Source organism: Pseudomonas sp. ESBL9 (assembly GCF_036668715.1).
In the GTDB taxonomy this organism is placed as follows: domain Bacteria; phylum Pseudomonadota; class Gammaproteobacteria; order Pseudomonadales; family Pseudomonadaceae; genus Aquipseudomonas; species Aquipseudomonas lundensis.
Genome location: NZ_JAZEVV010000004.1, coordinates 444,670 through 459,794 on the forward strand (window position 1 = coordinate 444,670; position 15,125 = coordinate 459,794).

At 58.2% G+C, this 15,125-nt stretch carries 13 protein-coding genes and 1 pseudogene; 3 read left to right on the forward strand and 11 right to left on the reverse strand.

Going from position 1 to position 15,125, the window contains the following annotated elements:
• Nucleotides 1-134 precede the first annotated feature (134 nt).
• The 5 genes from V6F78_RS14425 to xerD form a co-directional block, all read right to left on the reverse strand.
• Entirely contained in the window at nucleotides 135-2,234 is a 2,100-nt protein-coding gene (locus V6F78_RS14425; protein ID WP_332727613.1) for a transporter substrate-binding domain-containing protein, read from the reverse strand.
• A gap of 119 nt (nucleotides 2,235-2,353) precedes the next feature.
• Nucleotides 2,354-3,763 (reverse strand): threonine synthase, encoded by a 1,410-nt coding sequence (gene thrC, locus V6F78_RS14430; protein WP_047281165.1) that lies wholly within the window; start codon nucleotides 3,761-3,763, stop codon nucleotides 2,354-2,356.
• Nucleotides 3,764-3,868: 105 nt separating this feature from the next.
• Nucleotides 3,869-5,173 (reverse strand): homoserine dehydrogenase, encoded by a 1,305-nt coding sequence (locus tag V6F78_RS14435; protein WP_047295185.1) that lies wholly within the window; start codon nucleotides 5,171-5,173, stop codon nucleotides 3,869-3,871.
• A 136-nt stretch (nucleotides 5,174-5,309) separates the two neighbouring features.
• Nucleotides 5,310-6,041, reverse strand: a complete 732-nt coding sequence (locus tag V6F78_RS14440) for a DsbC family protein (protein WP_047277353.1) — start codon at nucleotides 6,039-6,041, stop codon at nucleotides 5,310-5,312.
• A 146-nt stretch (nucleotides 6,042-6,187) separates the two neighbouring features.
• Complete coding sequence (gene xerD, locus V6F78_RS14445; RefSeq protein WP_047295187.1) at nucleotides 6,188-7,084, reverse strand: site-specific tyrosine recombinase XerD; 897 nt, start codon at nucleotides 7,082-7,084, stop codon at nucleotides 6,188-6,190.
• 132 nt (nucleotides 7,085-7,216) lie between these two features.
• On the opposite strand from xerD, the gene V6F78_RS14450 reads away from it, so the two are divergent.
• The gene (locus V6F78_RS14450) at nucleotides 7,217-9,013 is read left to right on the forward strand and encodes a cation:proton antiporter (RefSeq protein WP_203305597.1); all 1,797 of its coding nucleotides are present in this window, start codon (nucleotides 7,217-7,219) and stop codon (nucleotides 9,011-9,013) included.
• A 15-nt stretch (nucleotides 9,014-9,028) separates the two neighbouring features.
• Here V6F78_RS14450 and V6F78_RS14455 read toward each other — a convergent pair whose 3' ends face one another.
• The 6 genes from V6F78_RS14455 to ffh all read right to left on the reverse strand — a co-directional run bounded on the left by V6F78_RS14455 (nucleotide 9,029) and on the right by ffh (nucleotide 13,113).
• Nucleotides 9,029-9,442, reverse strand: a complete 414-nt coding sequence (locus V6F78_RS14455; protein ID WP_047277358.1) for an acyl-CoA thioesterase — start codon at nucleotides 9,440-9,442, stop codon at nucleotides 9,029-9,031.
• 96 nt (nucleotides 9,443-9,538) lie between these two features.
• The gene (gene rplS, locus V6F78_RS14460; RefSeq protein WP_003440273.1) at nucleotides 9,539-9,889 is read right to left on the reverse strand and encodes a 50S ribosomal protein L19; all 351 of its coding nucleotides are present in this window, start codon (nucleotides 9,887-9,889) and stop codon (nucleotides 9,539-9,541) included.
• 45 nt (nucleotides 9,890-9,934) lie between these two features.
• Nucleotides 9,935-10,687 (reverse strand): tRNA (guanosine(37)-N1)-methyltransferase TrmD, encoded by a 753-nt coding sequence (trmD, locus tag V6F78_RS14465; protein WP_047277360.1) that lies wholly within the window; start codon nucleotides 10,685-10,687, stop codon nucleotides 9,935-9,937.
• 2 nt (nucleotides 10,688-10,689) lie between these two features.
• Nucleotides 10,690-11,229 (reverse strand): ribosome maturation factor RimM, encoded by a 540-nt coding sequence (gene rimM, locus V6F78_RS14470; RefSeq protein ID WP_047295191.1) that lies wholly within the window; start codon nucleotides 11,227-11,229, stop codon nucleotides 10,690-10,692.
• 5 nt (nucleotides 11,230-11,234) lie between these two features.
• Entirely contained in the window at nucleotides 11,235-11,486 is a 252-nt protein-coding gene (rpsP, locus tag V6F78_RS14475; protein WP_047277364.1) for a 30S ribosomal protein S16, read from the reverse strand.
• A gap of 250 nt (nucleotides 11,487-11,736) precedes the next feature.
• Nucleotides 11,737-13,113 (reverse strand): signal recognition particle protein, encoded by a 1,377-nt coding sequence (ffh, locus tag V6F78_RS14480; protein WP_047277366.1) that lies wholly within the window; start codon nucleotides 13,111-13,113, stop codon nucleotides 11,737-11,739.
• 207 nt (nucleotides 13,114-13,320) lie between these two features.
• On the opposite strand from ffh, the gene V6F78_RS14485 reads away from it, so the two are divergent.
• The gene (locus V6F78_RS14485; protein WP_047277368.1) at nucleotides 13,321-14,133 is read left to right on the forward strand and encodes a cytochrome C assembly family protein; all 813 of its coding nucleotides are present in this window, start codon (nucleotides 13,321-13,323) and stop codon (nucleotides 14,131-14,133) included.
• A 33-nt stretch (nucleotides 14,134-14,166) separates the two neighbouring features.
• Nucleotides 14,167-15,021, forward strand: a pseudogene (locus tag V6F78_RS14490) (transporter associated domain-containing protein); the annotation flags it as partial.
• Nucleotides 15,022-15,125: the final 104 nt, after the last annotated feature.

A 15,125-nucleotide genomic window follows, 5' to 3' on the forward strand; every position in this document is an offset into this window, starting at 1 on the left:
TTTACAGCAGCGGGACGATTACTCGAATGGAGCGCACTGTAGAAGGCTCAAACTGAACAGAACATAAGACAAATCTTGAATTACCGTAAGAACACTCCTACCAAAGCCAGCCACTTTAAAAAACAGAGGGTTAATCAAGGGACATCCCACTTTCTCCCTTCCGACCCGTCAAACCACCCTCCTACCAACCCCTCCAACTGCCCGGTCGATGAATAAAAAGGGACAGTCCACTGATACACCTCCGAGCTGCAGGCGTTGAATTCCATGACACGTTTTATGTAAAAGGGCTTTCGGCTGCGGATAACGCCCAGCAACTCTCGATGTAACTGTTCGGCCAGGGATGGGGGGTAGAGATTCGCTTCAAGGCTGTTTAAACCCTGGATGCGCTCCAGCTTGATGGATAAACGCTCTTCATAACTGCGGTTGCAGGTGACCATTTCACCTTTGACACCGACGACAAAAATGGGGCTGGGAATACCGTCCAGGTAACGGCGCTGAAACGCGATAGCCTCCTGTAGTTGAGCTTCGCGCGCGTGCCCGAGCACAACCTGGTTATGCAGGCGCCGATTGCACAGAAACAACAACAGGCCAGCCACCAGCAAAGCTGCCATTGGCGCATACAGCCAGGGCGAGTGATAAAAGGTGCTCTCAACGAGCGGGGCCTTCCTTACCCCGCCCAACCACTTGCTTCTCAAGGTGCGGATTTCGGTCATGGTCATGGCTTCCAGCGCCTTGTTCAGGATGCTCAAGAGTTCGGGGTGCTTTGCATGCACTGAAAACGTATCGGCTGACCAGCGGCCTTCGACGGTGCGGCCCACCTTGAGGCGACCCGGCGGATACAGGTACGCCTGTGTCTCGCTTTGGATCGTCGCGTCGGCCTCGCCTTTTTCCACCAGGCTTCTGGCCTGATCGAAACTCGCAACCGTATGCACTTCGATCTCCGGATGGTCGCGCCGGATCATGGCTTCAAGGGCGTGCCTGGCGGGAAGTGCCAAGACCTTGCCGGACAACTGCTCCAGTGATCCGAGCCGCGAGTCATGGGTACGAACGATGAAAACCCAGGGCGCACCGCCGTAGGAGTACGTGAAGTTCAGAAACTCCTTTCGCTCCGGACTGATAGACAGCGTGGCGTTCATTTGCCCTCGACCGCTCTTGAGCAAGCCCAACGTCTGGGCGGTCGAAAACGACTCTTCATGGACGAATTGCAGGCCGGTCATGCGTGAAATACGCGCAAGGATGTCAATGCTCAAGCCTTCCCACTCGCCCATGGCGTTGCGAAAGGTATAAAGCGGATATTGCTGGCTCACTACCGTGACCACGGGGTTAGCCTTGATCCATTCACGCTCGGCGGGGAGCAAATCGATGTGCTGCCTGGCAATGCTGCCTTCAAGCCCCTGGGTCCAGCGAGAAAAAATGAGTCCTGAGAGCGTCTGATCCACACTGTTGAGTACCTGATCGATCAGGGCCGTCAACTGGCGGTCTGCCAGACGGGTCGCAAAGGCGAAGCCCGATACCGGTATGGCGCTGTCATCAATGATGCGCAACCTTGAATAAGGACGAATGCTATTGAACGCCTGAACAATGACCTCGTTGCCGATGAAGGCGTCGATGTCCCCTTCTATCAGGGCTTCCATGGCGCTGTGCATCGTGGGGGTGATGATGATTTCGCTGTCAGGGTAGAACGCATGGGCGGCTTGTATATCGATGTAACCGTCCAGGAAGCCGATCTTTTTACCCGACCAGTCAACGATGGACTCTGACTCAAAATCACGTCCGACAATCACTGGCTGATCCTCCAGGTAATCCTGCGAGAACTCGATGCCCTCGATCCCGCGCTCAAACCCGCTGGCGCTGGTCAATACATCAATCTTGCCAGCCAGCAGTTCGGCAACGGCGTGATCGCGCTTGCGAAAGCCAAGCACCTCGACCTGGACCCCTAACGTGTCACGGATGATGCTCAGGTAATCGGCACTGATGCCTTGATAACGGTTTCGATCGTTGGTGATATCGATGGGCTCGTAACCGTCGAGGGTAATGCCCACGCGTAGCTTGCCGCGCTCCTGCAGCCAACGTTTTTCTTCGCTGTCCAGACGCAGGGGTTTAAAACTGGCAAAGCTGGGAGGCAATTTGAAGGGTAAGCCGTGTGCGGCATCGGCAGGCGGCATAAAGCCCAGCACCCCGAGAATCAGCACGGCGTTTATCCATGATCCAAATGCCTGAAAAGTACGTGACATTGCAGCTTCCTTGACCGTCAACTCGCCAGCCTTGGAGGGCGAGAACGGCGCAAGTTTGCCACGCAGAAACAAAAAAGCCCGTCAGGCGACGGGCTTCAATGTCTGTAGGACAAGACCTGTTACAAGGCTTTGCCTCGGTTGCCATGCTGGCCCACAAAGGCTTGAACCGCTTTCAGGTCATTTGCCAGAACGGTGTAACGCTCTTCTCGTGCAAACAAATCAGACAGATGCGCAGGCAGTTGCAATGCCTTTCCTACGCCTGCCTTCTCAACGGCCTCGGGGAACTTGACCGGGTGAGCGGTGCCCAGAATCACCATGGGGGTGTCCAGGCTACGACGGCATTCACGTGCAGCCTTGACGCCGATGGCTGTGTGCGGATCCAGCACTTCGCCTGTCTCTGCGAACACCTGGGCAATGGTTTCACAGGTCTGGGTGTCGTCGACAGCCAACGAGTCAAACAGGCGGCGGGCTTCGGTCCAGCGATCGTCTTCAACGCTGAAGTGGCCGGTTTGCTTGAACGTGTCCATCAGCTCGGCAACCAGCGCCCCGTTACGCCCGTGCAGGTCGAACAGCAAGCGTTCGAAATTCGAGGACACCATGATGTCCATCGACGGCGACAGGGTCGCGTGCAGGGTTTCTTTGGCGTACTGATTGCCGCTCATGAAGCGGTGCAGGATGTCGTTGCGGTTGGTGGCGACAATCAATTGATTGATTGGCAGGCCCATGTTACGGGCCAGGTAACCGGCGAAGATGTCGCCGAAGTTGCCGGTGGGCACCGAGAACGACACGGAACGGTGCGGCCCGCCCAACTGCAAGGCTGCGTGGAAGTAGTAGACGATCTGGGCCATGATTCGCGCCCAGTTGATCGAGTTGACGGCAACCAGGCGCGTGCCCTTGAGGAAGCCCTGGTCCGCGAAGCTGGCCTTGACCATTTCCTGGCAGTCGTCGAAGTTGCCTTCGATGGCCAGGTTGTGGATGTTGTCACCGAACAGCGTGGTCATCTGGCGACGCTGCACTTCAGACACCCGGTTATTGGGGTGCAGGATGAAAATATCCACGTTCTCGCAGTGCTTGCAGCCTTCAATCGCCGCCGAGCCGGTGTCTCCCGAGGTAGCACCGACAATGACCACCCGCTCGCCGCGCTTTTCAAGCACGTAGTCGAGCAAGCGACCCAGCAGTTGCAGGGCGAAATCCTTGAAGGCCAGGGTCGGGCCGTGGAACAACTCCAACACCCATTCATTGCCATTGAGCTGACGCAGCGGCGCGACCGCCGCGTGGGAGAACACGCCGTAGGTTTCTTCGAGAATCTTTTTGAAGTCGGCATCCGGGATGCTGCCCGTCACGAACGGACGCATCACGCGAAATGCCAGCTCGTGGTACGGCAGGCCGGCCCACGAGGCGATTTCTTCCTGGGTAAAGCGTGGCAGGTTTTCCGGCACATACAGGCCGCCATCACTGGCCAGACCGGCCAACAGGACATCTTCAAAATTCAGGGCCGGTGCCTGGCCGCGGGTACTGATATAGCGCATTAGGGCGAACCTTCGAGGTGAGCGGCAAGCCGTGGCGTGATGGCCCACGTCAACGCCAGATGGCACGTTAACGGGGGGCAGGCGCCTACAGCGTGCCGCTGGTCATTAATTTAGATGTTCCACGCGGATGCGGACCACTGAACCGACAACGCCTTGCAACGCTTCCAGCGCGGTGATGGCGTCGTTCATGTGCTGCTCAAGCACGCGATGGGTCAACAGAATCATTGGCACCAGGCCATCATGCTCTTCGACTTCTTTCTGCATGATCGATTCAATGTTGATACCGCGCTCGGACAGGATGCTGGCCACTTGCGCCAGCACGCCCGGATGGTCCTTGGCCTGAATGCGCAAGTAGTAAGCGCTTTCGCATGCTTCGATCGGCAGGATCGGATGATCAGACAGCAAGTCCGGCTGGAAGGCCAGGTGCGGCACGCGGTTCTCGGGGTCGGAGGTCATGGCGCGGACCACGTCGACCAGATCCGCCACGACCGAGGAAGCGGTGGGTTCCATGCCGGCGCCAGCCCCGTAGAACAAGGTCGAACCGGCGGCGTCGCCATTGACCATCACGGCGTTCATCACGCCGTTGACGTTGGCGATCAGGCGGTCGGCAGGGATCAGGGTCGGGTGAACCCGCAGCTCAATGCCGCTGGCCGTGCTGCGGGCGACGCCCAGGTGCTTGATGCGGTAGCCCAACGCTTCGGCGTAGTTCACGTCAGCGGTGGTCAGCCTGGTGATGCCCTCGGTGTAGGCTTTGTCGAATTGCAGCGGAATACCGAACGCGATAGACGCCAGAATGGTCAGTTTGTGGGCGGCGTCAATGCCTTCAACGTCGAAGGTCGGATCGGCTTCGGCGTACCCCAACGCTTGCGCTTGCGCCAGAACGTCTTCGAAGGTCCGGCCTTTCTCGCGCATCTCGGTGAGGATGAAGTTGCCCGTGCCGTTGATGATGCCCGCCACCCAGTTGATGCGGTTGGCGGACAGGCCTTCACGGATTGCCTTGATGACCGGAATACCGCCCGCGACCGCCGCTTCGAACGCAACGATCACGCCCTTTTCCTGAGCTTTGGCGAAGATTTCGTTGCCATGAACGGCAATCAGCGCCTTGTTGGCCGTGACCACATGCTTGCCGTTTTCGATGGCTTTGAGCACCAGTTCCCGGGCGATGGTGTAACCGCCGATCAACTCGATCACGATGTCGATCTCAGGATTGGTTGCAACAGCGAATACATCGTTGGTAATGGGGGTACCGGTAATGTCGCACTGCGGGTTTGGCGTACGCATTGCAATTTGCGCAACCTGGATACCACGCCCGGCACGGCGGGCAATCTCCTCGGCGTTACGCTTAAGTACGTTGAAGGTGCCGCCACCGACGGTCCCTAGTCCACAGATGCCTACTTTGACCGGATTCACGCTGAACTCCCCATAAAACGGCCGACGCAAGGTCGGCCGTGGAAAACAACCGTGGTCTGCCACGGTTCTCTATTAATGCCCGGACCGTTGAACGGCCCGAGCATGCTCGTCAAAGGCTTACTGTGACGAGGCAGGATTATTTAACACTGAGTGCCAGCTTGCCAACCTGTGCTGCTGGCTGATAGCCCGGAATCACTTGACCGTCGGCCAGGACGATGGCCGGCGTGCCGTTCACACCAATGGATTGGCCCAATGCGAACTGCTTGGACACAGGGTTGGCGCACTTGGGCGCGTCGACCGTTTTGCCATTGGTCATTTTGTCCATGGCGCTTTTCTTGTCCTTGGAACACCAGACCGCTTGCAGCTGTTGATCACCGGCCGAGCCCAAGCCCTGACGCGGGAACGCTACATAGCGCACTTCAATGCCCATTTTGTTCAGCTCAGGCACTTCTTCGTGCAGCTTGTGGCAGTACGGGCAGGTGGTGTCGGTAAACACGGTGATGTGCGACTTGGTTTCGCCAACGGCCGGGTACACCACGGTCTCTGCGGCAGGAATCCCGTTGATCAGCTTGGCAACGCTGACGCGCTCGGCCTTTTCGGTCAGGTTGACCGGCTTGCCGTCCTTGAGCTGGAACATATAGCCCTGCACGATGAACTGACCGTCGGCACTGGCATACAGCACTCGGCTGCCTTTGAGTTTGACTTCATACAGGCCTGCCATCGGGCTGGCACTGATGCTTTCGACCGGCACATCCAGTTGCAGTGTTTCGAGGCTTTTACGAATGGCTTGCTCGGCGCCGGTATCGGCAAACGAAAAGGTACTGACCAACGCAATGGCTGCGGCGGCGAAAAGTTGGGTCACGCGCATGAGAACTCCTGAAGGCGGACAAAACGGCCAAACCTCACTACCACAAGGCAAAAAGGGTTTTAGTGGCTCGTTTTCTGAACCGGCAAAGCCTACCACAGTTGGCCCGCAAGGCCGACTGTGGCGGATGCAACAGCTGACAAAGCACCTCAGCCGCGGGGATGGTGCCGGGCGTGCAGGTCTTGCAAACGCGCACGCGCCACATGGGTGTAGATCTGGGTCGTCGAAAGGTCGCTGTGCCCCAGCAGCATTTGCACCACTCGCAAGTCCGCCCCGTGGTTGAGCAGGTGCGTGGCGAAAGCGTGGCGCAGCGTATGCGGCGACAGCGACTTGTCGATACCGGCCACTGTGGCCTGATGCTTGATGCGGTGCCAAAAAGTCTGGCGGGTCATTTGCTCCCCGCGCTGGCTGGGGAACAGTACGTCACTGGGACGCCCGTTCAATAGCGCATGCCGGGCGTCGCGCAGGTAGCGCTCAACCCAGACAATCGCCTCCTCCCCCATCGGCACCAGGCGTTCCTTGCTGCCCTTGCCCATGACCCGCAGCACACCCTGACGCAAGTTGACTTGCTCCAGCGTCAGGCTGATCAGCTCGGTCACCCGCAACCCGCATGCATACAACACTTCCAGCATGGCGCGATCGCGCTGGCCGATGGCGTCGCTCAAATCAGGGGCAGCCAATAACGCCTCAACGTCCGCTTCTGACAAGGACTTGGGCAACGGCCGCCCCAACTGTGGCATGTCGACTTGCAAGGTCGGGTCAACGGCAATCAATTTTTCACGCAGCAAGTAACGATAGAACCCACGCGCACCCGACAGGAAGCGCGCCGTAGATCGCGGCTTGTAATGCTGATCGAGACGCCAGGCCAAATGGTCGAGGATCAGCTCTCGGCCCGCATGGGGCAGCTCGATCCCGCGCTCGCGTAACCAGCCATTGAACAGCGCCAAATCACTGCGATAGGCATCACGGGTGTTGTCGGACAGGCCTTTTTCCAGCCACAGGGCATCCAGAAAACGGTCAATAAGCGGGTCATCGATAGCTGGCATTGGCGCTCGAAACGCGCAGGCACTGAGCCGCGCGTAAATAAAAAGTGAACAGTGAAAGTGGCCGCTAGTCTTTCATAGCCGGCTCGCCGCATAAATAGAAAGCACTCATCACACACCCCCAAGGGGCTCCATATGAATGAACAACAGATCCTGCTGGCGTTTGGGGGCATCGGAATCGCTGCGCTGGGCTGCCAATGGCTGGCCTGGCGCCTGAAACTGCCGGCCATCCTGTTCTTATTGCTGGCGGGCATCGTGCTCGGCCCGGTGCTCGGCTGGCTAAACCCGCAAACACTGTTTGGCCCGCTGCTGATGCCGCTGGTGTCGTTGGCGGTGGCCTTGATCCTGTTTGAGGGGAGCCTGACGCTGCACCTGTCCGAATGGCGAGAAATTGGCACGGTTGTGCGCCGTCTCGTCACCCTGGGTGCTCTGTCGACCTGGGCCGTCATTACCGTGGCCACGCATTGGCTACTGGGTTTTGACTGGCTCCTGGCATTGCTGTTCGGCACCTTGACGCTGGTCACCGGGCCGACGGTCATTGTGCCGATGCTGCGCGTGGTGCGGCCCAAGGCGTCGATTGCGAACATTCTGCGCTGGGAAGGGATCGTCATTGACCCGATTGGCGCCCTGCTCGCCGTGGTCGTCTACAGCTTCATCATTGCCCGTGCTTCGGGCGATGGTTTGAGCCACAGCTTGCTGACCTTTGGCGGTGTGATTGTGTGCGGCAGCCTGTTCGGGATCGTGGGCGGCTGGGTCTCGGGGCATGTGCTGCGCAAGCAATGGCTGCCCGAATACCTGCAAAGCCTTGGCACGTTGGCGACAGTGCTGGCCGTGTTCATTGCCTCCAATCAGGTCATGCACGAGTCCGGCCTGCTGGCTGTCACGCTGATGGGCATGTGGATGGCCAACATGAAAGGCGTGGATGTGCGCAATATTCTGCACTTCAAGGAAAACCTCAGCGTTTTCCTGATCTCCGGCCTGTTCATTCTGCTCGCCGCGCGCCTTGATCTGGACGCCATGATCGGGCTGGGTCCGGCGGTGCTGGTTTTGCTGCTGATCATTCAATTTATTGCACGCCCCTTGAATGTACTGCTCTCGACATTTGGCTCAAAACTCAACTGGCGCGAGCGCACCCTCCTCGCCTGGATTGCACCGCGTGGCATTGTGGCCGCTGCGGTTTCGGCCATTTTTGCCATTCGCCTGGACGAAGCCGGTCACCAGGGTGCGCTGTTATTGGTGCCTCTGACCTTCGCCGTGATCATCGGCACTGTCGTGGTGCAAAGCGCTACGGCACGCCCGCTCGCGCGCTTGCTCAAGGTGGCAGAGCCGCCTCCCAGCGGCTTTTTGATTGTCGGTGCCAACGGCCCGGCCCGCCTGATCGGCACAGCCTTGCAGCAGTTGGGCAGCCGGGTGCTGCTAACGGATTCGAGCTGGGAAAACATTCGCGCGGCCCGCATGGAAAACCTGCCGACCTACTTCGGCAACCCGGCATCGGAGCATGCCGAATCACACCTGGATCTGGTCGGTTTAGGGCATCTGCTGGGGCTGTCCCCCTCAGGCGAACTCAATGCGCTGGCCGCCATGCGTTTTCGTCATGAGTTCGGGCCGCATCGCCTGTTTGCGCTGGCCAACAGCCAGGAGAGCCGCCGCACGGATAAACACCGGGCCAGCCATGAGCATCGCGGCCGCGCACTGGGCGATCCGGCGCTGACCTACAGCCAGTTGGTGGGCGAGTTCAATCAGGGCGCGCAGTTGTACAGCACGCACCTGACGTATGAGTTCACGTGGCAAGACTATCAGGCGCTCCACGGGGAGCGAGCGAACCTGCTGTTTGCCAAGGACACGTCAGGCTGGGTACACGTGATCACGCCGCAAAGCGACGTGAGCCCCGGGCCAGGCTGGACGTTACTGGCATTGATCAGGCCCGCTTAGAGGGGGCACTCGCCGTTACTGGGCAAACCCTGGCAATACGGGAACAGGCCGCTTGTCGTCGTCGATGGCCACGAAGCTGAACAAGCCCTGGATCGCGAGTTCACGTCCGTCGCTGCTCATGCTTTCAACGTAGACCTGCACTTCAACCTTGAGGCTGGTGTTGCCGACTTTCACCACGCGTCCGACCAGCTCAACGATTGAGCCCGCCGCTATCGGGTGATTGAAGTTGATGGGGTCGGTGGACACGGTCACCAGCGGCAGGCGACAAAAACGGGTCGCGGCGATGAACGACACTTCGTCCATCCAGGCCAATGCGGTGCCGCCAAACAGGGTGTTGTGGTGATTGGTGGTCGAAGGGAATACGGCTTTGGTGATGCGGGTAACAGACAGTTCTGTACGGCGTTGAATCTCTTGCTCACGCGGTGTCATGCTTTTTACTACCTACAACTGGACAAAGGTCTGATAAATCTCAGGCAACAAAAAAGCAGCCCGAAGGCTGCTTTTTTCTGCATCGGGAAGCTGGACTTAAGCCAGTTTTTCCTTGATGCGAGCTGCTTTACCGGACAGGTCACGCAGGTAGTACAGCTTGGCTTTACGAACGTCACCGCGACGCTTCACAGCCATGCTGTCGATTTGCGGGCTGTAGGTCTGGAAAGTACGCTCTACGCCAACACCGTTGGAGATTTTACGAACAGTGAAAGCACTGTTCACGCCACGGTTACGCTTGGCAATCACTACACCTTCGAAAGCTTGCAGACGCGAACGATCGCCTTCCTTCACTTTCACCTGAACGACGATGGTGTCGCCCGGGGCAAAAGGAGGGATCTCTTTAGTCATCTGCTCTGCTTCGAGTGCAAGGATGATTTTGTTAGTCATGCTGTGCTCCTAAGGTAGATCGTCGGATCTACCATCGATACGTTGTTAACTATCGTCCCGCGCGAGGATGTATTCCTCGAGCAGCTTCTTCTCTTCTCCAGAAAGCGAGCGGCTTTCCAGAAGATCGGCGCGTCGTTCGTAGGTCCGCCCAAGGGACTGCTGCAAACGCCAACGCCGGATGTGTGCATGATTGCCACTAAGCAATACGTCGGGAACACGCTGATCCGCATACACCTCCGGTCGGGTGTAGTGCGGGCAATCCAGCAGACCATCCGTAAAGGAATCTTCCTCGGCGGAGTCCGCATGCCCTAAAGCTCCAGGCAGCAGTCGTGTAACCGCATCAATCAGAACCATTGCCGGCAGCTCGCCGCCAGACAATACATAGTCGCCAATCGACCACTCTTCATCGACATGAGCGTCAATAAAACGCTCGTCAATGCCTTCATAACGACCCGCAATGAGGATTAATGCTTCCTCATTCGCCAGTTCGCGTACCGCCGACTGATTCAGCTGGCGGCCTTGGGGCGACAGGTAAATTACCTTCGCCGCCTCTCCGGCTGCATTTCTGGCCTGAACCAGCGCATCTTCCAGAGGCTTGATCTTCATCACCATGCCCGGACCACCGCCAAATGGGCGATCGTCCACAGTGTGATGCCGGTCCGTTGTGTAGTCTCGCGGATTCCAACAGGTGAGCTGCAAGAGCCCTTGTTTCACCGCGCGACTCGTGATGCCGTAGTCGCTGATGGCGGAAAACATTTCGGGAAACAAACTGATCACTTCTACGCGCAAATTAGCCACGCTTAGAAGTCCGCATCCCAATCCACCTTCATCTCGCTGGCTGCCAGGTCGACGCTCAACACGCATTGCTCTGTATAGGGCAACAAGCGATCACGGTCATCCAGGCTACCTGGGCAAGGTTTGACGTACATCACATCGTTAGAGCCAGTCTCTAGCAGGTGATCGATTTTTCCGAGCAGTTGCCCGTGCGTATCGATGACCTTGAGGCCTTCAAGCTGGTACCAGTAGTACTCGCCGTCGGTCAGTTCAGGAAACAGGTTACGCGGCACGCAGATTTCGAATTCGCGAAGAAGGCCTGCTTCATCACGGTCATCAAGACCCTTGAGCTTCACAACCAGAAACTTGCCGTTCTGGGAACGACCACTGACCAGCTCTGCCTGCCGTACATCGCCACCACGCCGAAGCGTTACGGTCTTGTAATCCAGCAGGTTGTCAATTGGATCCGTAAAGGAATACACCTTCACTTCGCCGCGAACGCCATGAATCGAAAAAATCTTGCCGATAACGATCAAATCATCAGCAATTTCTGGCGTCACGCTCATATTGCTCAGGCCGCAGCCTTGGCATTGACTTTCACAAGCTGAGCAACGCGCTCAGACATTTGTGCACCAACGCTCAACCAGTAAGCGAGGCGGTCTTCTTTAACGGAGAAACGAACTTCCTGACCACGGGCAACCGGGTTGAAGAAGCCAATTTGTTCCTTGTGGGAACCGTCACGTGGGTTACGGCTATCGGTAACGGTCAAGTGGTAAAACGGGCGCTTTTTGGAGCCGCCAAGGGCAAGACGGATTGTTAGCATGTGTAGATCTTTCCTGTAGTCGGTGCTGCAAATCTAAATGCACAGCGGGCATAGGTGCCCGAAAGGCCGCATATTCTAAGGAATATCCGGACTTTTGCAAATGTCTTTTTCTGGCGCCTACGTGGCGTTACATCCAGATCTGCTATAAGGCCGCCACGAATGGCGACAAGTCAGCTCCCGCACAGTGCGGGTTTGCTGGAGGTCTCGCAGGGCTGCGAGCTGCGCAAACGCGAGCGCTTGCGCAGGTAAATTACATTTTCGGCATGCCGCCGCCGGGCATCATCGAGCCCATGCCGCGCATCATTTTGGCCATGCCGCCTTTGGAAGAGAATTTCTTCATCATCTTTTGCATCTGCTTGTGTTGCTTGATCAAGCGACCGATGTCCTGCACTTGCGTGCCGGAACCCATGGCAATACGACGTTTGCGCGAACCGCTGATCAGCTCAGGGTCACGACGCTCGGCCGGGGTCATGGAGTTGATGATGGCTTCCATTTGCTTGAATTGCTTTTCTGCTGCGCCCTGGGCATTGCCCATTTGCGCCAGATTCACGCCACCCATGTTCGGCAGCTTGTCCATGAGGCCGCCGAGGCCGCCCATGTTTTTCATCTGTTGCAGTTGATCGCGAAAATCTTCGAGGTCGAAGCCTTTACCTTTCTTGAGCTTTTTAGCCAGCTTGTCGGCTTTTTCTTTATCGAGGGTCTGTTCGGCCTGCTCGATAAGGCTGAGCACATCGCCCATGCCCAAAATACGTGACGCAATACGGTCGGGGTGGAACGGGTCGAGCGCATCGCTCTTCTCGCCCATGCCGAGGAACTTGATCGGTTTACCCGTGATGGCGCGCACGGACAACGCGGCACCGCCACGGGCGTCACCATCGACCTTGGTCAGGATCACGCCGGTCAGCGGCAGGGCATCACCAAAGGCCTTGGCCGTGTTGGCGGCGTCCTGGCCCGTCATGGCGTCCACCACGAACAGGGTTTCTGCCGGCTTGACCGCCGCGTGCAGTTCCTGAATCTCGGCCATCATGTCGGCGTCGATGTGCAGGCGACCGGCGGTATCGACGATCACGACATCAATGAACTTGAGCCGCGCCTCATTGATAGCCGCTTGCGCAATCGCCACCGGCTTCTGGCTGATGTCGGACGGGAAGAAGGTCACGCCCACTTCGCCGGCCAGGGTTTCCAGCTGCTTGATCGCGGCCGGACGATACACGTCAGCGGACACGACCATGACGGTTTTCTTTTTGCGCTCTTTGAGGAAGCGCGCCAGCTTGCCGGCGGTGGTGGTTTTACCCGCACCCTGCAAACCGGCCATCAGGATCACGGCAGGCGGCGTGACGTTGAGGATCAGATCCTCGTTCGCCGCGCCCATCAGGCTTTCGAGTTCAGCCTGGACGATCTTCACAAACGCCTGGCCCGGCGTCAGGCTGCGCGACACTTCAGTGCCGACAGCGCGCTCTTTGACCGCGTTGACGAAGTCTTTGACCACTGGCAAAGCCACGTCGGCTTCCAGCAACGCCATGCGCACTTCGCGCAGGGTGTCTTTGATATTGTCCTCGGTCAGCTTGGCCTTGCCGGTGACATGGCGCAGCGTCTGCGAGAGACGGTCGGTTAAATTTTCAAACATGCGCGATCCTTTCAGGCCCAAAGTAGACCGGGGTTATTGCGGCCCAGCCCGTGTAAAACTGATGCTCGGCGAGCCTGCGGCGTGGGCAGGTCGCGGATTATAGCGAAGACTGATCGCGGCGGACACCTTACCGTCAGCTTATGTGGCTTTCGTGTTCAGGCGGTTGTATGCCAAACTCAGCCCTTTCGGGCTTGCCTAACAGGATTTATGCTCCCCTTGTCACCGAGTTTGCTCCCCAGCCTCGCCGCCGCATGTCTATACGCCGCTGCGACTTTCTATCAAGGCAATTGCTTGCGCCACGGCGCAAAGGCAAACAAACGCCTGTTGGTGACGCTCGGCATCCTTGCCGTCATCACCCACGCCGCGAGCCTTTTTACCCATTTGATGACCCCCGCCGGGCTGGAGCTGGACTTTTTCAGCGCCGCCAGTCTGATTGCGGTCGCCGTGATTGCCGTCACGCTGGTCGCCTGCGCCCGCATCCCGGTCGAGAACCTGCTGCTGCTTCTATACCCGCTGGGCGCCCTGACCGTGCTGCTGTCTGAATTTGCCCCGCCCGGCACGGTGCAAGTCATTAATGAACAGCCCGGCATCCTGGCCCATATCCTGCTGTCGATTTTGGCTTACGGCATGTTCACCATTGCGGTGTTTCAGGCGCTGCTGCTGTCATTGCAAAACCATCAGCTCAAACACAAGCACCCCAAGGGCTTGATCAAAAACTTCCCGCCGCTGCAGACCATGGAAAGCCTGCTGTTTGGTTTCTTGTGGGCGGGCTGGACATTGCTCTCGCTGTCGCTGATCTCGGGCTGGCTGTTTCTGGGCAATCTGTTTGCTCAACACCTGGTACACAAAACGCTGTTGGCGTGCCTGGCCTGGATCGTGTTCAGCGTGCTGCTGTGGGGTCGCCATCACCTCGGATGGCGCGGCCACAAAGCCATCCGCTGGACGTTTGCCGGGTTCTGCCTGCTGATGCTGGCCTACTTTGGCAGCAAGCTGGTTCGTGAATACATTCTGCATATTTGACGGGCGATGATTATGGATAGCTTGCCCCCCGGGCCGCTGCTGGCCTTATTGGCCCTGGTGTTTGCAGGACTGGGCTTGTGTATTGGACTGCTGTCGCGCAGGTCGCGATCCGTGGTCCAGCGTGCCGAACCCCACTCGCCTCACAGCGCCCTGCCCCACGAGGACGACGAACCCAATAATCGCCCGCCCTTGCTGGCCGGCATCCACGCGCTGGATAACATCACCGTCAATGACATCCTGATCCCGCGCAGCGAGGTCGAAGGCCTTAACCTCGACGACCCGATTGAAGACCTGATCGAGCAGTTACGCCAGACCAAACGCACGCGCCTGCCGGTGTTCCATAACGACATCAATCAGGTTGAAGCGATCCTCAACACGCGCCACATCCAGCACATGCTGCCGGACGCCAGCCTGACCAAAGAGGCGATTCTGGCCGTTTGCCACGAACCCTACTTCATCCCTGAAAGCACCCCGCTGCATTTGCAGCTGCTGAATTTTCACAAACAGCAGCGCCGTATCGGCATCGTGGTGGATGAATACGGCGAAGTGCTCGGCATTGTGACTCTTGAGGACATCCTCGAAGAGATCGTGGGCGAATTCGAAAACGAGCAAAACGTCGATAACCCGCACATCGAGCCGCTGCCCGATGGCCGTTACGTGGTGGACGGCGCGGCATCGATTCGCGAATTGAACAAAAGCCTGGGCTGGCAACTGCCGTGCGACGGGCCCAAAACCCTGAACGGACTGGTCACCGAGGCCCTGGAAACCATCCCGGAAACCACGGTATGCCTGAAAATTGGCCGCTACCGACTGGAAATCCTCGACACCGAAGATAACCGTGTCAGCCGCGTGCTGATCTGGCACAACAGCGTCAAGCCCGCGGCCTGATGGCCGCGACGGGCCTTGTTCGATTCCGGCAGGGCTTCCTATAATCACTCCCGCTTACCCAAGCCCCGCCAACAGGCGTGCTACCCGCGCGCCGCGTCCCCGGC

What these genes read in the sequence shown, in the direction of transcription:
- V6F78_RS14425 (WP_332727613.1), bottom strand. Translation starts at nt 2,234, where the DNA reads ATGTCACGTACTTTTCAGGCATTTGGATCATGGATAAACGCCGTGCTG.
- thrC (WP_047281165.1), bottom strand. Translation starts at nt 3,763, where the DNA reads ATGCGCTATATCAGTACCCGCGGCCAGGCACCGGCCCTGAATTTTGAA.
- V6F78_RS14440 (WP_047277353.1), bottom strand. Translation starts at nt 6,041, where the DNA reads ATGCGCGTGACCCAACTTTTCGCCGCCGCAGCCATTGCGTTGGTCAGT.
- xerD (WP_047295187.1), bottom strand. Translation starts at nt 7,084, where the DNA reads ATGCCAGCTATCGATGACCCGCTTATTGACCGTTTTCTGGATGCCCTG.
- V6F78_RS14450 (WP_203305597.1), top strand. Translation starts at nt 7,217, where the DNA reads ATGAATGAACAACAGATCCTGCTGGCGTTTGGGGGCATCGGAATCGCT.
- V6F78_RS14455 (WP_047277358.1), bottom strand. Translation starts at nt 9,442, where the DNA reads ATGACACCGCGTGAGCAAGAGATTCAACGCCGTACAGAACTGTCTGTT.
- rplS (WP_003440273.1), bottom strand. Translation starts at nt 9,889, where the DNA reads ATGACTAACAAAATCATCCTTGCACTCGAAGCAGAGCAGATGACTAAA.
- rimM (WP_047295191.1), bottom strand. Translation starts at nt 11,229, where the DNA reads ATGAGCGTGACGCCAGAAATTGCTGATGATTTGATCGTTATCGGCAAG.
- rpsP (WP_047277364.1), bottom strand. Translation starts at nt 11,486, where the DNA reads ATGCTAACAATCCGTCTTGCCCTTGGCGGCTCCAAAAAGCGCCCGTTT.
- ffh (WP_047277366.1), bottom strand. Translation starts at nt 13,113, where the DNA reads ATGTTTGAAAATTTAACCGACCGTCTCTCGCAGACGCTGCGCCATGTC.
- V6F78_RS14485 (WP_047277368.1), top strand. Translation starts at nt 13,321, where the DNA reads ATGCTCCCCTTGTCACCGAGTTTGCTCCCCAGCCTCGCCGCCGCATGT.